Here is a 14,905-nt window from a genome sequence, read left to right as displayed (position 1 = left end):
TTATCACCCGGAAGACTTGACAAACAAATTCCATGTTTCAGATAATAATAAGTAACAACTATACAAAAAGACAGTTCCATAAAAAATGAAGGCTGTGACAGGGAATAGTAATCAACAGATCATCCAAAACAGCGAGCAGGGTTCCAGGCTGAAAAGTCCTGCACGGATGGCACTGTTTTTGAACCCGCCCTGGAGCTGCCGGGGAAATAACCCGGCCGGTGCTTTTCCGTTACCGAAAGATCGAGAGAGCCGGACGGGTTACGTCCGTCTAATGAAGGTGGTACCGCGGAAATGCACTCTTCCGTCCTTTTCACAAAAGGATGGAAGAGTTTTTTATTATGGATTCGGGTGATAGGAATGAAAAAAGAACGAGTTGTCATAAAAATAGGGAGCAGTTCCCTGACCAATGCCGGGGGCGGACTGAGCCATCCAAAGCTGAATGAATTCGTAGAAGCTATTGCGGCTCTTCATGAAGACGGCCACCAGGTGGTTTTGATTTCTTCAGGCGCAGTAGCAGCCGGATTTTCGGGGTTGAAATATCCTTCCCGCCCGGTGACTACCGCCGGCAAGCAGGCTGCTGCCGCTGTCGGGCAGGGGCGGTTAATGCAGGCCTATACCGAAGCATTCAGACGGTTTCAGATTGAAACCGGGCAGATTCTGTTGACCAGAGATAATTTCGCTGATAAATCCCAGTATCAGAATGCCTACTCAACATTGACGGAACTGCTTCACCGCGGTGTCCTGCCGATCATCAATGAAAATGATTCGATCGCTGTTGATGAACTGACTTTCGGGGATAATGACATGCTTTCCGCCCTTGTAGGCGGACTGATTCATGCGGACTGCCTGATCATGATCACCGATATCAACGGGATTTATGATTCCAATCCCAACACCGATCCAACGGCCAAACGTTATCATTTTTTATCAGACATTGAAGAAGAGCAGCTCGGGCAGGCCGGGGACAGCAGCAGTGCTGTCGGAACCGGAGGTATGAAGTCCAAACTGCAGGCTGCCAGAACCGGATTGTCTCTTGGTCTGCGGGCGTTCATAGGCAAAGCCGAAGGGGCTTCTTCCTTCCAGGATATTCTCGCCGGCAAAGGAGATGGGACCTACATCGGGTTCCCCGGCCGGTTCATGTTGAACAGCAAGAAACAATGGCTCTCTCTTCACTCCCTCCCCGCCGGAGAAATCACCGTAGATGAAGGAGCCAGAACCGCATTGCTTCAAAAAGGTAGAAGTCTTCTTCCCGCCGGTATTCTGGAAGTTCAAGGACATTTTGAAAGCGGCAGTGTGGTAGAGGTCAAAGATAACCGGGGGCAGCTCATCGGTAAAGGGCAGGTAAACATGTCGGCCGAGGAGATTTTGAACATCAAGGGAAAATCTTCGCAGGAAGCTGCCGGATTAACAGTCACAAAGAGAGCGGAAGTCATTCATCGTGACGAATGGGTTCCTGCAGAAAAGGAGAGAAGATAACAATGAGTGTAATGATTGATCAGGGAAAAAAAGCTAAGGAAGCTGCCGCCACCATTGCTCTTTTATCAACAGAGGAAAAGAATCAGCTGCTGCTGGGCATGGCTGATCAACTCGAACAGGATATACCGTCCATTCTCGCGGAAAATGAAAAGGATCTGGAGGCAGGTGAAAAAAATGGTATTTCCACCGCTCTGATGGACCGGCTCCGTCTTTCGAACGAAAGAATTAAGGGGATGGCGGAAGGATTCCGCCAGGTTGCTTCCCTTGAAGATCCAATCGGACAGGAAATGGAAAAATGGCAGCGGCCGAATGATCTGTCCATTCAGAAAGTAAGGGTGCCGCTCGGCGTAGTCGGGATTATTTATGAAGCACGCCCGAATGTCACTGCCGATGCTGCTGCACTCTGCCTGAAAACCGGAAATGCTGCCTTCTTGAGAGGAAGCTCCACCGCCTATTATTCCAATGAAGCCATTGTCGCTTCCATTCACAAAGCATTGTCGGACCGAAACATCCCTGCAGATGCTGTACAGCTGGCTGAAGACACCTCCCGGGAGGCAGCAGCGGATTTATTTACGATGAATGATTATCTTGATGTCCTGATTCCAAGAGGGGGAGCCGGACTTATCCAGACCGTGGTACAGCAGTCCTCCGTTCCGGTGCTGGAAACAGGTATCGGCAACTGCCATGTTTTTATCGATGAAAGCGCCGATAAAGATATGGCCGTTCGGATCGCTGTTAACGCAAAAACCCAGCGCCCTTCTGTCTGCAATGCGGCAGAAACCATTCTCGTGCAGAAAGACTGGGCAAAAACGCATGGACAGGAACTTATTGAATCGCTTGCCGCCCACGGTGTTGAATTGCGCGGGGACGAATACTTTCAATCCCTTCACGGGGATGTAAAAAAAGCATCGGATGAAGACTGGGGAGAAGAATTTCTGGATTTGACGGCGGCTGTTAAAACAGTGAAAAATTATGAAGAAGCCGTCTCTCACATTAAAACGTACGGTACCGGCCATTCGGAAGCTATCGTCACAAAACAACCGGATCATAAAGATTATTTTTACAGCCATATCGACGCAGCCGTTCTTTATCACAATGCCTCCACCCGTTTCACCGATGGCTTTGAATTTGGATTTGGCGCTGAAATCGGAGTCAGTACACAGAAACTCCATGCCCGCGGACCAATGGGTCTCGAAGCCTTAACTTCTTTCAAATATCTAGTAGACGGCTCCGGGCAGATCAAGGAATAGGAGGTACATGAACGACATGAAGAGAAAAATAGCGTTTATCGGAGCGGGGTCGATGGCGGGTTCCATCATCGGCGGTCTTTTGGAAGAGGATCTGCTGCCGCCGGATCATATTCTCGCCGTCAATCATTCCAACGAAGCCCGTTTGCAGCAGTTAAAAGAGGAATACGGTATACGCCCCTTTTCCAACAGTGCCGAAGCTGTCCGGGAAGCCGATATTGTTGTCCTTGCTGTTAAGCCAAAACACATGGAAGTCGCTCTTGCCGCGGCGGCCCCCGGTTTGAGTGCAGAAAAAGTGATCATGTCCGTGCTTGCCGGAATGACAACGACGCATATTGAAAGCCATCTGGACGGTGCTAATCCAGTGATCAGAGTCATGCCGAATACTTCGGCAAAAGTAGGGCAGTCGGCAACCGCTCTGGCGAAAGGATCTTACGCAGAAGAACAGCACATGGAGGAGGCCGCTGCTCTATTCTCTTCCATCGGAACGGCTGCTGTGGTCAAAGAGGAAGATATGGATGCCGTCACCGGCATTGCCGGAAGCGGCCCCGCTTATTTTTACTACTTTGCCGAGGCGATGGAACAGGCGGCGGCAGCATCCGGTCTTCCGGAAGAAGAAGCCAGAAATCTGATTATACAGACGATGTATGGTGCGGCAGTGCGCCTACGCGAATCGGATCTTTCCCCGGCGGAGCTTTACCGGGAAGTATTGAGCCCGGGAGGAACAACTGAAGCAGCCTTTCAGGAAATGGAAAAACATCATCTCCAGGAAGCGTTCCAACAAAGTATTAAGGCAGCCGTGTCTCGTTCCGCTGCTCTGGGAGGAAACAAAAAAAAGCCCGGTTCTTCCTGACCGGTAAAGCGCGGTTCTAAGAAATGAAACCGCGCTTTGTCACGTTTTGGTCACTTCTTTCCATTTTTAACTCTTTAGTGTATGTTCTTCGTTATCGTACAATGTATGACGATAGTACATTCCGCAGGAAAGGAGCATTCTTGTACATATGCCGGACAGTACCGTTTCATCTCTCCGTTCATTTATCCAAAGGCTCGTCGAACATAGATGGTTTATGAGAACGGTGATGGTTCTCATATTAATAAATGCCGTCATAGTTGGTTTGGAAACATTCCCGGCACTGTATAACGAAAATAAAACCTTGTTTTTTGCTGCCGACCGTATCCTGCTCTGGATGTTTACGCTGGAAATCGGCTTGCGTCTGATCGGAACGAAACCAGCTTATTCTTTCTTTCAATCTTCTTGGAATTGGTTTGATTTTCTCATCGTTTTATCAGGACATCTTTTCGCCGGCGTTCACTTTGTCACCGTTCTGCGTGTACTGCGGGTACTCCGGGTACTCCGCGCTGTGTCATTCATCCCTTCCCTGCGGCGCCTCGTTAATGCCTTACTGATGACGATTCCGGCACTGGGCAACATTCTCGTATTGATGGGTATTATTTTTTATATTTACGCAGTGATTGGGACCATGCTGTATCAGCAGGTCGCCCCTGATTATTTTGGAAACCTCGGAACCTCATTGTTAACCCTGTTTCAGGTTGTAACCCTGGAATCCTGGGCCAGTAATGTGATGCGTCCAATCATGGAGCAGTCCCCTCATGCATGGATTTATTTTATCAGTTTTGTTCTTGTCGGCACATTTGTCATTTTTAATCTATTTATAGGAGTTATCGTGAATAATGTGGAAAAAGCAGATGAATTGGGTATAAAAGAAGAAAATCATGCCACAGGCGATCCTCAGATCGAGTCCCTGCAGCAGGAAATCCGGGAACTGAAACAGCTGATACTTGAAGATAAACATCATAAACGCTGAGTTCCACCAACTTTGTCACGCTATTTCTTTCAATCGATGAACTCTGACCTCTGTAAATAATAAGGGATGCCCCGCTGCCATCGGGGCATCCCTTATTATTGTTATTACTGCAGCACTTCTTTGGTGCTGAAAAATTCATCATACAGTCCGCGGATGGCCTTATCAACGTCTTCGTCATGAATACCGAATGAAAGAGATACTTCCGATGATCCCTGGTTGATCATTTCGATATTCACACCCTGCTCCGATACTGCTTTTGTCGCTCTTGCTGCTATACCGACGGTTTCGTGCATCCCTTCTCCGACCAGCATAATCATTGCAAAATCTTTTTCAAAATAGGCATCATCGGCTCCCAGTTCGTTCATGATCCGGTAAATAATCCGTTCTTCTTTTTCAGGGGTCAACTGATCATTTTCCAGAATAACGGATGTATCATCAATTCCTGATGGAATATGTTCATACGAAATCTGTTCGTCTTCAATAATTTCGAGCAGCCTCCGCCCAAAACCAACTTCCCGGTTCATCAAATATTTACGAACGTAAATCGTACTGAATCCTTTGTCTGCGGCAATACCAATAACCGGATTCATGGCGTATTCCCGTTCGTTTATAATCATGGTACCGTCACCGGAAGGATTGTTAGTATTTTTCACGCAGACCGGAATGTTGCTTTTGAACGCTGGAATAAGTGCCTCATCGTGAAAAACTCCGAATCCGGCATAGGAAAGTTCACGCATTTCCCGGAAGGTCATCCGTTTGATGGAGCAGGGATTGTCCACCACCGTAGGGTTGGCGGCGAACACAGAATCCACATCTGTGAAATTTTCATACAGGGATGACTGAACGCCGGCTGCTACGATGGATCCTGTAATATCCGAACCACCTCTTGGAAATGTCACCAGTCTTCCTTCTTTGGAATATCCGAAAAATCCGGGAATAACCAAAATACCATCGCGTTCCCGCAGCGAATACAGATGATCATACGCTTCTTCGAGAATCTGGGCATTGCCCGGAGTATCACTGACCAAGAGACCTGCTTCCTCAGGGTGCACATATTCGGCAAGAAAACCAATGCTCTGCAGGTAACGGGCGATCACCTTGGCATTATTGTCTTCACCCGCAGCCTTCATTTGATCCATAAATCGGCCGCTGTCCGAGGTGTCATAGGAAAGCCGGCTTCTGATGTCATCTTCAATTGTTTCCACGATGTCAGGGTTCAGTCCCAGACCTTCCGTAATACTCCGGTAACGTTCCACGACGCGCTCCAGCGTTTCCTCTGCGGCGCCGTTTTCAAGATACGTTTCACCGAGCGTAATCAACAGATCGGTAACTTTCGTGTCCTCACCACTGCGTTTACCGGGAGCAGAAACGACAACGAATTTACGTTCCTTATCCGATGTAATAATATTCGATACTTTTCTGATCTGCTCTGCATCAGCAAGTGAACTTCCGCCAAACTTTGCTACTTTCATCTTCGTCTTTACAACTCCTACGTATCATAGTATCAGGCTTTATTTTCACAGCTATCAGCTTATCATACGAACCGTGAGGGAACAAAGCTGTTTTTTCATGATGACAATCAGTACGCGTGGATATAACACCGTGAGAATATCTCATTCAAAGTACACGCTGAATCTATCGTTCATTCTTATATGTACTGTACATATTATCCCGATGCAATCCTTTATCTTGAGTACCATTATGAATCTGTTTTACGGCTCCCACATATCACTGCTCCACTTACCGGGCTGAAGACCCGTCAGTTTGAGAAGGGCTTCATTCACTGTTACATCATTTTCTTTTAAACTCCGGGAGGTACACAAGGATTCAGGTTCATACTCTTCCTGGAGCGCCTCCCCATACGTTGATTCTTCCAGAAAGTTGCTCAGTTCTGCGTCATTAAAACAGGGCGGCGTCACATATACCTGGTTTGTATGATCCAGTATTACCCTTACATTCGTAGGCGCCTGAAGCTGTATCGGAATAACAAAGCCGGATAGAACCAGAACAACCAGCAGACCAATACATGCCATCATCCATTTTTTCATGTTTTCCGCTCCGTTTCATCCACCCACGTCACTCTTTTCTGCCATTGTCTGTCTTTGACATCAGGGATCTCTTCCGGATACCCGATATACAGAACACCTTCAATGCTTTCTTCCTCACCAGCTCCAACGATATCTCTCACTTTTTCATCTTTTACAAGGGCGCCGGTCGACCACTTGGAACCTATACCTTCAGACCATAAAGCAAGCATGAAATTTTCAACAGCACAGCATGTAGCAGCATAGTCTTCTTTTTCACGGACCGGGTCTACGCTGTACCGGTGGGACGTGACCACAACCACCCATGGGAGATTATCTATATAGTGAAAAGCGGCTTCTCCGGCTTTTTTGGCATGGTCTGATTCCTTATCAAAAAAACCTTCCCATTTTAGTTCTTTTTTCCGCTGCGCCAAACCCTTTTTTGACTCCTGCTGCAGCACATAAAAATGCCAGGGTTGTGTCATTTTGTGATTCGGAGCATGGACCGCACACTCCACCGCCTTTTCAATAATAGCAGGATCCACATGATCCTTCTTGAATTTATATATCGTTCGTCTGGTAAGCAGCCCTTCCTGTAAGTGCAAAGTTACTCATCCTCCCACAGCATTCTCCCTTTATTATAACCCGATCAGGCTTTATTTCCCAGCCGTTGATATTATTGATTTTTTGTTCCGCTGTAGGAATCTCAAATGTTCGATGAAAGATTCCCATGTTAGTTTTTCTCGTTTATTATGTTAGTTTTCCTCACATAAATGGTTCATTTCTTTTTCTTATGTGATATATTTATACATAAGAAAATGAGGGGATGAAAAAAGGAGTGCATGCCATATGTCTTCCTACAAAGATAAGAAAGTTATTACGATCGGTGTTATGAGTGAACTCACAGGGTTATCCGAACGAAAAATCCGTTATTATGAAGAACGAAAACTAATTTTTCCCGAGCGTACGAAAGGTGGCACCCGTAAATATTCTTTTGATGATGTGGAACGCCTGATTGACATCGCGGATAAAATGGAAGATGGAATGCAGACGTTTGATATCCGCAGAATGGAGCAGAAAAAACTGCCTAAAAAAGAACTGCGGGAGAGAATGCTGCGAGGCCAGTTGAATGCCGCATTTAATATGAGAAAATAATTAGTGTCTCTTCCATCCACGAAGAAACCGTTTACATTAAACTTGACATTCGTGCCGGTTCCTTCTACTATTATAATGGGCTGTAGATACGATACCATACTGCTTCGGCGCTTTCTTTTAACTGCTGACCCATTATTTAAAAGGAAAGAAAGTGATTATGTTGCTTCAAACATTAAAAAATAGTCAGATTACCGATCATGAGATCAGTCAATTGATGATATCCCAGGAAAAGGTGGCACACGTCCAATCCAACCATCCGCTGGACCACGCCCTTCTTGTACTGATTAAATCAGGATACACTTCCATCCCTGTACTGGACAGGGACTACAAAATACAGGGGCAGGTCGGAAAGGCCCAGATTCTTGATTCGATTCTTGGGATGGAACGAATTGAAATGGACCGGCTGCACGACTACTCCGTTTCCGATGTCATAACAACTAAGGTTCCAAGAATGAAACAGAATGAAACGTTCGGAAAAGCATTGATGCTGTCCATTAATCATCCGTTCGTATGTATCGAAGACGAAGACCGATCCTTCATCGGCATTATGACGCGCCGTTCCATCCTCGCCCTCATCCATCGTCATCTGGAAAAACTGTAATACGAATGACTGAAAAAGCCCGGAGTTTCCGCTCCGGGCTTTACGTATCATTTCAGCTGAATATCTTAAGCAGTTCCCGCCTGCGATTTGTAAACATCCATTTCAGCCCCAGTTTGATCACCCAAACAGGGATCCAGCTTTCAAAGGTTACATGGTCCGTTACACCCGTAAACCTCTCAAGGGTCTGGAAGGAATGGTGATGTCTCCACCTGCGCAGTGGAAACGGCGGAGATACAGCTTCATCTACAAAGTACTCCGGCTGTCTGCGTTCCGTAATAAAAGCGTTCCAAACCACCTTTATTCCGGAGATCCAGGCATCAATACGCAGTTCATCGCCGGATTCTCCTTCCTGTTTCACTGTGGCTCCTCCGGCATCTGTCAGTTTTTCCAGATTCGCCGGATCGTTAAAAAACTGCCAGACCTCATCCCGATTTGCAGGAAGAAGGGTTTGATACTGAAATGTTCCACGAAACATGGAGCCACCTCTTTCTGTGATCCGAATGAAGATCAGGAACAGCCGCAGCTTCCTCCTGAACCACAGCCGCCTCCTGAACCACAGGATCCGGAAGAAGCATCTTCAAAATATGGATTGTTTCCAGGAAGTTTGATGGTCGGTGAAACAATACCGGCCACTTCTCCACAGACTTCATTGAGAAGCTCCTCAAGTTCCCGTTCAGCTTTGCGGTAAGCTGCCACGGTATCGTGCATATCCATTTCACGTTTTACCGAACGGACTTCCTTGGAAATGGTTTTATAGTCGGGATGATATTTGCCAAACCGCTGTACTTCGTCATATTTATCTTTCACTTCTGTAAACCTTCTGATGAGCTGCTGGGCTTCTCGATCATTATCCATTCTCTCTCTTGCTTCTTTATATTGAAGAAAGATGTCAGACTGGATGATGATCCGCCCGAGCTGCTGGGATTCATCCAGAACGTCAACAGGTGTTGAAATAACTGCAGACATGGGAACACCTCCGCATGTATTATAACACGCTGAGCCCTGTGAATTGAAGATATAGTTTACGTAGAAGGAACTTCTACTTCAAACGATGCGGTTTCTCTATCCGCTCCTCCGTCATAAGAAACAGGCTGAATATCAATTTGATGTTTTCCTGGAGGTAAATGTTTCAGAACAAAGGCTGCCTGTCCCATTTCCGCTGCTTTTTCGCCGTCTATTTTCACGAGCAGAAACCCATGATTTCTTTTCTCCTCTTTGGCTAGCGCAAAATCCGGAAGGATACACTCTACATACAGTTGCTGTTGTTTCATTTTGTACTGCAGACTCCAGTCTTTCATCTGCTCTTCATGATTTGCATTCACCGGAATCGTTCGTATTTCAAGGTCATTTTGTTCTTCTGAAACAGCCCAAACCGGAAACCCGGGAAGAAGTCCGATCAGGATACCTGCTGTGACAGCCCGGATTATTTTCATGTAAAAACCTCCCTTTACCATGTAGTATGCGGCAAAGAAAGGTTTTTAAACGGGATTATTTGCTGCTTTGCAGCAGTTTCAGAAGTTTTATCACGCTGTCTGTGGTTTTTTTCCATTCACTTATTTGCGTGCTGATGGGTTCTCTATAGTACCTGCGCGCCTCTTCAGCAAAGTCTTCAAACCATTCCGGAGATCTCCCCAACATCCGGTACCACTCTGGATGGGTCCTTAAAAACGTTTGATATTCGGGGTCTGCCTTTATCCATGTATAACAATCCGGGTGCAAGGTTACTCCCCCTTTATTTAGAAACCACGGAAAGAAAAGGGATCATAGTGTGGTCTCGGTGGTTTCGGTGGTTCTGCAGGTTTCTGAAAGTGCTGCAGCACCTGCTGTACGTTCCCCATCACGCCGCTGAACTGTGAAAGCTGTTTCTGAAGGTCTGTAATATTAATTTGACCTAGCGTATTCAATACGGTGGAGAGAGTATCGCCGGACACCGCCTTGTTGTCCCCGGAAGTTTCCCGCTCCTGAGTCCTGTAAGGTTCCCACTCTTCATTGTCTTCTCCAAGGATCACCCAGTCCTGATAAAGCTGATTCCATGTCTGTTTACCCTCACGCACTTCTTTTATCAATTGTGGATGTTTATAGAGAAATTCCCGGAACTCATATACAGACTCCGGAATCGAACCATCCATGGTCTGTCACCTCCTGTAAACCTTTCGTTACGTTCACTATACGCGGAAGTTGAATACGGCGTTCGCCCAATTTTTGGGCCTTTTATTTGCAAAAAGAAGGGACCTGCCCGCTCCGGAACAGGTCCCTTCTTTTCTTAATGATGAACTTCCTGTTGTTCAGATATCTCATTCAATGCAAACGATGCCTGTGAATCCGTCTGTTCATCGACGGCCAGATCTTTCAATGCAGTGATTCCCGCCAGCTGCTGATTTTCCACGATCGGCAGTCTTCGAATCTGCTTTTCGGCCATCAGCCTGGCTGCCTTTTTAACGTCCATATCAGGTTCTGCTGTAATCATGTTAGTGCTCATCACTTCTGACACCGGTGATGTTTCCGATTTATTTTCGGCAATGCAGCGGACGACAATATCACGGTCCGTAATCATCCCCATTAAGTTTCCCTCCTGAATTACCGGGACGGCACCGATATGATGGTCCTTCATTTTTTTTGCGGCGCTTTCGATACTGTCGTCCGGACCGCAGGTTTCTACATCAGCTGTCATAACATCCTGAATGGTTTTCATGCTGAATTCATCCTCCTTTTTTAATCTTTTTATACTATGTACCGGAAAACCCTTCATTATTCGTTCATCTGTCACACAATGAGATTGCATCTGCAGATGATTCATATTATGATTAAAATAGTACATAACAAGATAAGTTAAGGATTATCAGGAGGTCCGGTATGAAAATTGAAGACTATGATTTTCACGGTAAAGAATTTAATTTCGGCCGGTTAGTACGGATTATGGAAAGTAACGGGTTCATCCATGAAGGACAATGGGATTATGAACGTGTCACTTTTGATTATAAGCTGCTTGACCAAACGGATGATGCTACCTATTTTCTGCGGGTTCAGGCTGTTGCCGTACAGGGGGAAATCCCTAAAGAAGATGCGGAGGTCCGTCTCTTGACCCCGTTTTTCGGCCGCCATTATTATCCTCACGGCGTCGAATATGATGAAGACTTTCCGGATAAAATCGTCAACAAGTGTAAACAGAAGATTGAAAACGTCTATAACGACCTGGCGGAAGCAGAAACATCGTAATTCCAGCTTCAGGATAAAGAGCGGGTAAAGGATACAGAAACGGCGGGCTTCTGCCCTCAATCTTTCCACCTTTTTCCCAAAGCGTTTGGATGCTGAAAAATCCGGGGAATGATCGGAAATTCTCCGGTTTTTTTTATGACAGGTGGCAATGAACTGTGTTCTGTTGATGAAGTGCCGGCAAAGAACTTGAGGCATTTTTCTGTCCATCCAAACGTTTCCCTATTATAATAAATAGATGGAAGCTACTATGAAACATGGATAATGTCGAAAGGAGCATGACCGTGCCGTCGATCTTCAATAAAAAAATATTACTGCGGGGCCTGGCCGTTATTCTGCTACTGGTGGGAGCTTATTTTATTCTGCCGGTATCGGGGCCGATCATTTTAGCCTTATTAACGGCTCTTTTTTTATCCCCCGGGGTACGTCTGTTACATGAAAAGCTGAACATCACCCGGAACCTGGCAGTCATGATCGTGTTCGTCCTTTTTCTATTGGTACTTACGCTCTGCGGCTACTTTATCGTAACCCAGGTTGTGTCTCAGGGCATTTATTTCGTTGACAATCTTCCGCGCTATGTCAACGAGCTGAGACAGGCGCTGTTAAGTCTGCAGTCCCGGATTGATACCGCTTATCAGGACATGAACCTGCCGCCGGAAGCCATCAATCAGATTAACGATCAGATCATTAACGGACTTGAAAGCTATCGGGAGACGCTGCTCTCCTATGCCGATAGAATTCCCGGCATGCTTGCTTCCATTCCGGGATTTATTGTGTCCCTGCTTGTATACCTGATCGCTTTGTTTCTGTTTTTGATAGATCTGCCCAGGCTGAAGAGAAAAATGTACGCATTTATGACAGAAGATACAGCGGCTAAGTTTAAATTTATGACCTCACGCCTGTCCTATGTCATTCTCGGGTTTTTCAAAGCCCAGTTTCTGGTGAGTATCATTATTTTTATTGTGACCCTTATTAGTTTATACATGTTCACACCGGATGTTGCACTGTTGATGTCGATCATCATCTGGCTGATCGATTTTATTCCGATTATCGGCTCTATTGCCGTCCTCGCGCCATGGTCGCTTTATCATTTTATTGCCGGTGATCTTCTCTTGGGAACCCAGCTGCTCGTGCTTGCAATAGTGCTTTTAATCATACGGCGTACGGTGGAACCAAAAGTGATGGGAAGCCACATCGGACTTTCCGCACTGGCAACCCTTATTTCCCTGTACATCGGTTTATCCCTGCTCGGAGTGATCGGTTTTATTGTTGGACCGCTTACCGTCATAGCGTTCACATCAGCCAGAGAAGCCGGGATCATCAAACTGAATTTCAAACTCTAAAAAAGAAGAGAGTGGGACAAAAGAAAAATAGGGAAAGAGAACACGAACACTTGTGGCGCTGTTCAAGAACAGTAAATTAGCGGAGTCAAAATGCTTCGTCTCCTGCGGGAACAGCACGTGTCTCGAGACCCCGCAGGCAGCGGTTTTCTCCCGAGGGCCCGCAGGATGCGGGTCAGGTCGGCGTTGGCACACGACTGCTGCTCTTAGCCGATCTTCCTCTCATCGAGCCGTGCCCGCGGAAAGCGAAGAATTTTGGCGCAGCGGTTTATCTTAGGAACGGAAAATGCCGAACGATTTCCTGAAATCGTTCGGCATTTTCTGTCTTTTAAAGGTTTTGTCCCAGCCTCTTCTTTTTTAGATTCAATAGTACGGAGAGATCATTAAATAGACGACTACGCCGGTAATACTGACGTACAGCCATAAGGGCATCGTGAACCGTGCTATTTTGCGGTGGCGTTCTTTCTGATTTTTTATGCCCCGCAGAAACGTAATAACCGCCAGCGGCACAATAACTGCCGCCAGAATAATATGGGTGATCAAAATAAAATAATACGCGTACACCGACCATCCTGTTCCACCGTAAGTTGTCGATTCGGAAAGATAATGGTAAATCAGATAGGTAACAAGAAACAATGAAGTACTCGAAAAGGCACCATATATAAAACGTTGGTGCATCTTCACATTTTTCCGAAGGATAAAAAATAAAGCTCCGAGCAGAAATACGGTTGTGAAACTGTTGAATATGGCGTTCATCATCGGAAGAATCGTCAGGTCAAAGCCAACTTCGCCCCGGTATCCATCCATCAAAAACAGAACCGTGATTAAACCATTGATGACCACGGTTAATATCACAGCTATCCATGCATTGCTGCGGTCTTTTTTCCTGTTTTCAGGATTAGCTGTATGATCTGCTGCCACAGCTCACCCTCCTTTACCTCATTCTGATTTCATTATACAGGAAATAAAAAAGATGTCCTGCCTGTTTCTATAACAATCAAGTGAACGACAGCTGCTCCTTTTCGCATGAAAAGGAGCAGCTGTGTTTCATTAGTATTTTGTTACACCGAGCAGAAGAATAAGGGCAATCAGTGCCGGTGTGGTAACGACAATGCCGGTCATCATAAAAGCATTCGGCCATTCGTGGTCTTTGTCTTTCAAATGCATGAAGTAATACAGCTGCAGTACAAACTGTACCACTGCCAAAAGCAGAATGAAAGGGATGGTAAAACCTGGAGCAATCATTTCCATCCCAACAGCAATAAAGGCAAGCAGCGTTAAAAAGATCATAAACGCAAACGCTGTAATCTGGATTTTCCGTTCGCGATTTATTTTCAGCAGCTCTTCATGCGTCAATGCACTTTTGGAAAACGGCTTGGAAAGATCATCAGACATGTTTTACGCACCTCCTATAGACATTAGATATACGACCGTAAAAATGAACACCCAGACAACGTCGATAAAGTGCCAATAAAGACTGGCCAGGTAAAATTTCGGCGCATTGGTCAACGTAATCCCCGTACGGCTGTATCTTATCATTAAGGTGATAAACCAGAACAGGCCGAACGTCACATGGGCTCCGTGCAGTCCAACCAACGAATAGAACGAAGATCCAAAAGCGCTGGTCGTAAAACCAAGGCCGCCGTGGTGAACATACTCATAGAACTCATAGATCTCAAAGCCGAGAAATCCAAAACCGAGAACAACGGTAACGGCAGTGAGAAGCAGCATGTTTTTAAAATTATTTTTCTTCATCGAGTACATCGCCAGAACACTGGTGAGCGAGCTGGTCAAAAGCAGCATTGTCATGATGAAGACGAGCGGCAGCGAAAACAGTTCACTGGCGGAAGGTCCGCCTGCTGTGCCGTCACGCAGACCGAGGAACGTTCCGAAAAACGTGGCAAACATAATCGTTTCCCCGCCGAGAAACACCCAGAATCCAAGAAATTTATTCTTCCCCTCGAGTGTCGCTTTCTCGGGATTGGGAGGAAGTCCTTTACTGATATCTACGGAATCAGACATG

The 14,905-nt window shown here is 46.1% G+C and carries 20 protein-coding genes and 1 other annotated feature; of the genes, 8 read left to right on the top strand and 12 right to left on the bottom strand.

Features of this window, described 5'->3' with window-relative positions; all coding sequences use genetic code 11:
- Positions 1-85 precede the first annotated feature (85 nt).
- Positions 86-312 (top strand) — a binding site (T-box leader).
- Positions 313-357: 45 nt separating this feature from the next.
- The 4 genes from proB (at position 358) to ACW9JV_RS07785 (ending at position 4,549) form a co-directional block, all read left to right on the top strand.
- Positions 358-1,476: a glutamate 5-kinase gene (gene proB, locus ACW9JV_RS07800; RefSeq protein ID WP_457333002.1), complete on the top strand. Its 1,119-nt coding sequence runs from the start codon at positions 358-360 to the stop codon at positions 1,474-1,476.
- A gap of 2 nt (positions 1,477-1,478) precedes the next feature.
- The gene (locus ACW9JV_RS07795; RefSeq protein ID WP_457333000.1) at positions 1,479-2,726 is read left to right on the top strand and encodes a glutamate-5-semialdehyde dehydrogenase; all 1,248 of its coding nucleotides are present in this window, start codon (positions 1,479-1,481) and stop codon (positions 2,724-2,726) included.
- Positions 2,727-2,742: 16 nt separating this feature from the next.
- Entirely contained in the window at positions 2,743-3,576 is an 834-nt protein-coding gene (gene proC, locus ACW9JV_RS07790) for a pyrroline-5-carboxylate reductase (protein WP_457332998.1), read from the top strand.
- Between the two features lie 148 nt (positions 3,577-3,724).
- Positions 3,725-4,549 (top strand): ion transporter, encoded by an 825-nt coding sequence (locus ACW9JV_RS07785; RefSeq protein WP_457332996.1) that lies wholly within the window; start codon positions 3,725-3,727, stop codon positions 4,547-4,549.
- A 104-nt stretch (positions 4,550-4,653) separates the two neighbouring features.
- On the opposite strand, the gene ACW9JV_RS07780 is transcribed toward ACW9JV_RS07785, so the two are convergent.
- The 3 genes from ACW9JV_RS07780 to ACW9JV_RS07770 all read right to left on the bottom strand — a co-directional run bounded on the left by ACW9JV_RS07780 (position 4,654) and on the right by ACW9JV_RS07770 (position 7,178).
- Positions 4,654-6,021, bottom strand: a complete 1,368-nt coding sequence (locus ACW9JV_RS07780; protein ID WP_457332994.1) for an aspartate kinase — start codon at positions 6,019-6,021, stop codon at positions 4,654-4,656.
- Positions 6,022-6,261: 240 nt separating this feature from the next.
- Complete coding sequence (locus ACW9JV_RS07775) at positions 6,262-6,597, bottom strand: hypothetical protein (RefSeq protein ID WP_457332992.1); 336 nt, start codon at positions 6,595-6,597, stop codon at positions 6,262-6,264.
- Positions 6,594-7,178: a nitroreductase family protein gene (locus ACW9JV_RS07770; protein ID WP_457332990.1), complete on the bottom strand. Its 585-nt coding sequence runs from the start codon at positions 7,176-7,178 to the stop codon at positions 6,594-6,596. Before ACW9JV_RS07770 ends, ACW9JV_RS07775 begins: the two co-directional genes overlap by 4 nt.
- 244 nt (positions 7,179-7,422) lie before the next feature.
- On the opposite strand from ACW9JV_RS07770, the gene ACW9JV_RS07765 reads away from it, so the two are divergent.
- On the top strand, positions 7,423-7,728 hold the full coding sequence (locus tag ACW9JV_RS07765) for a MerR family transcriptional regulator (protein WP_093334927.1): 306 nt from the start codon (positions 7,423-7,425) through the stop codon (positions 7,726-7,728).
- 157 nt (positions 7,729-7,885) lie between these two features.
- Entirely contained in the window at positions 7,886-8,329 is a 444-nt protein-coding gene (gene cbpB / locus ACW9JV_RS07760) for a cyclic-di-AMP-binding protein CbpB (protein ID WP_457332987.1), read from the top strand.
- 52 nt (positions 8,330-8,381) lie between these two features.
- On the opposite strand, the gene ACW9JV_RS07755 is transcribed toward cbpB, so the two are convergent.
- The 6 genes from ACW9JV_RS07755 to ACW9JV_RS07730 all read right to left on the bottom strand — a co-directional run bounded on the left by ACW9JV_RS07755 (position 8,382) and on the right by ACW9JV_RS07730 (position 11,021).
- Entirely contained in the window at positions 8,382-8,804 is a 423-nt protein-coding gene (locus ACW9JV_RS07755) for an SRPBCC family protein (protein ID WP_457332985.1), read from the bottom strand.
- 32 nt (positions 8,805-8,836) lie between these two features.
- Complete coding sequence (locus tag ACW9JV_RS07750) at positions 8,837-9,295, bottom strand: YlbF family regulator (RefSeq protein ID WP_457332983.1); 459 nt, start codon at positions 9,293-9,295, stop codon at positions 8,837-8,839.
- Positions 9,296-9,351: 56 nt separating this feature from the next.
- A complete protein-coding gene (locus ACW9JV_RS07745; RefSeq protein ID WP_457332981.1) occupies positions 9,352-9,762 on the bottom strand; it encodes a hypothetical protein in 411 nt (136 codons plus the stop codon).
- Positions 9,763-9,817: 55 nt separating this feature from the next.
- Positions 9,818-10,048, bottom strand: coding sequence for a YlbE-like family protein (locus ACW9JV_RS07740; RefSeq protein WP_457332979.1), 231 nt, complete (start codon positions 10,046-10,048; stop codon positions 9,818-9,820).
- A 17-nt stretch (positions 10,049-10,065) separates the two neighbouring features.
- Positions 10,066-10,458, bottom strand: a complete 393-nt coding sequence (gene ylbD, locus ACW9JV_RS07735) for a spore coat protein YlbD (protein WP_457332977.1) — start codon at positions 10,456-10,458, stop codon at positions 10,066-10,068.
- 134 nt (positions 10,459-10,592) lie between these two features.
- The gene (locus ACW9JV_RS07730; RefSeq protein WP_457332975.1) at positions 10,593-11,021 is read right to left on the bottom strand and encodes a CBS domain-containing protein; all 429 of its coding nucleotides are present in this window, start codon (positions 11,019-11,021) and stop codon (positions 10,593-10,595) included.
- Positions 11,022-11,182: 161 nt separating this feature from the next.
- Here ACW9JV_RS07730 and ACW9JV_RS07725 point away from each other — a divergent pair, with 161 nt between their 5' ends.
- Together ACW9JV_RS07725 and ytvI are read left to right on the top strand one after the other, a co-directional pair.
- Positions 11,183-11,545 carry a YugN family protein gene (locus ACW9JV_RS07725; RefSeq protein WP_457332973.1) on the top strand — a complete coding sequence of 121 codons (363 nt, stop codon included), beginning with the start codon at positions 11,183-11,185 and terminating at the stop codon, positions 11,543-11,545.
- A 254-nt stretch (positions 11,546-11,799) separates the two neighbouring features.
- Positions 11,800-12,885, top strand: coding sequence for a sporulation integral membrane protein YtvI (gene ytvI, locus ACW9JV_RS07720; RefSeq protein WP_457332971.1), 1,086 nt, complete (start codon positions 11,800-11,802; stop codon positions 12,883-12,885).
- 360 nt (positions 12,886-13,245) lie between these two features.
- On the opposite strand, the gene ACW9JV_RS07715 is transcribed toward ytvI, so the two are convergent.
- The 3 genes from ACW9JV_RS07715 to ACW9JV_RS07705 form a co-directional block, all read right to left on the bottom strand.
- A complete protein-coding gene (locus tag ACW9JV_RS07715; RefSeq protein ID WP_457332969.1) occupies positions 13,246-13,803 on the bottom strand; it encodes a DUF420 domain-containing protein in 558 nt (185 codons plus the stop codon).
- Positions 13,804-13,932: 129 nt separating this feature from the next.
- Positions 13,933-14,277 carry a cytochrome C oxidase subunit IV family protein gene (locus ACW9JV_RS07710; protein ID WP_457332967.1) on the bottom strand — a complete coding sequence of 115 codons (345 nt, stop codon included), beginning with the start codon at positions 14,275-14,277 and terminating at the stop codon, positions 13,933-13,935.
- 3 nt (positions 14,278-14,280) lie between these two features.
- Positions 14,281-14,904 carry a cytochrome (ubi)quinol oxidase subunit III gene (locus ACW9JV_RS07705; RefSeq protein WP_457332965.1) on the bottom strand — a complete coding sequence of 208 codons (624 nt, stop codon included), beginning with the start codon at positions 14,902-14,904 and terminating at the stop codon, positions 14,281-14,283.
- Position 14,905 lies beyond the last annotated feature (1 nt).

It is taken from the genome of Salibacterium sp. K-3, assembly GCF_054052005.1.
This window is presented reverse-complemented; position numbering and strand designations above follow the sequence as displayed.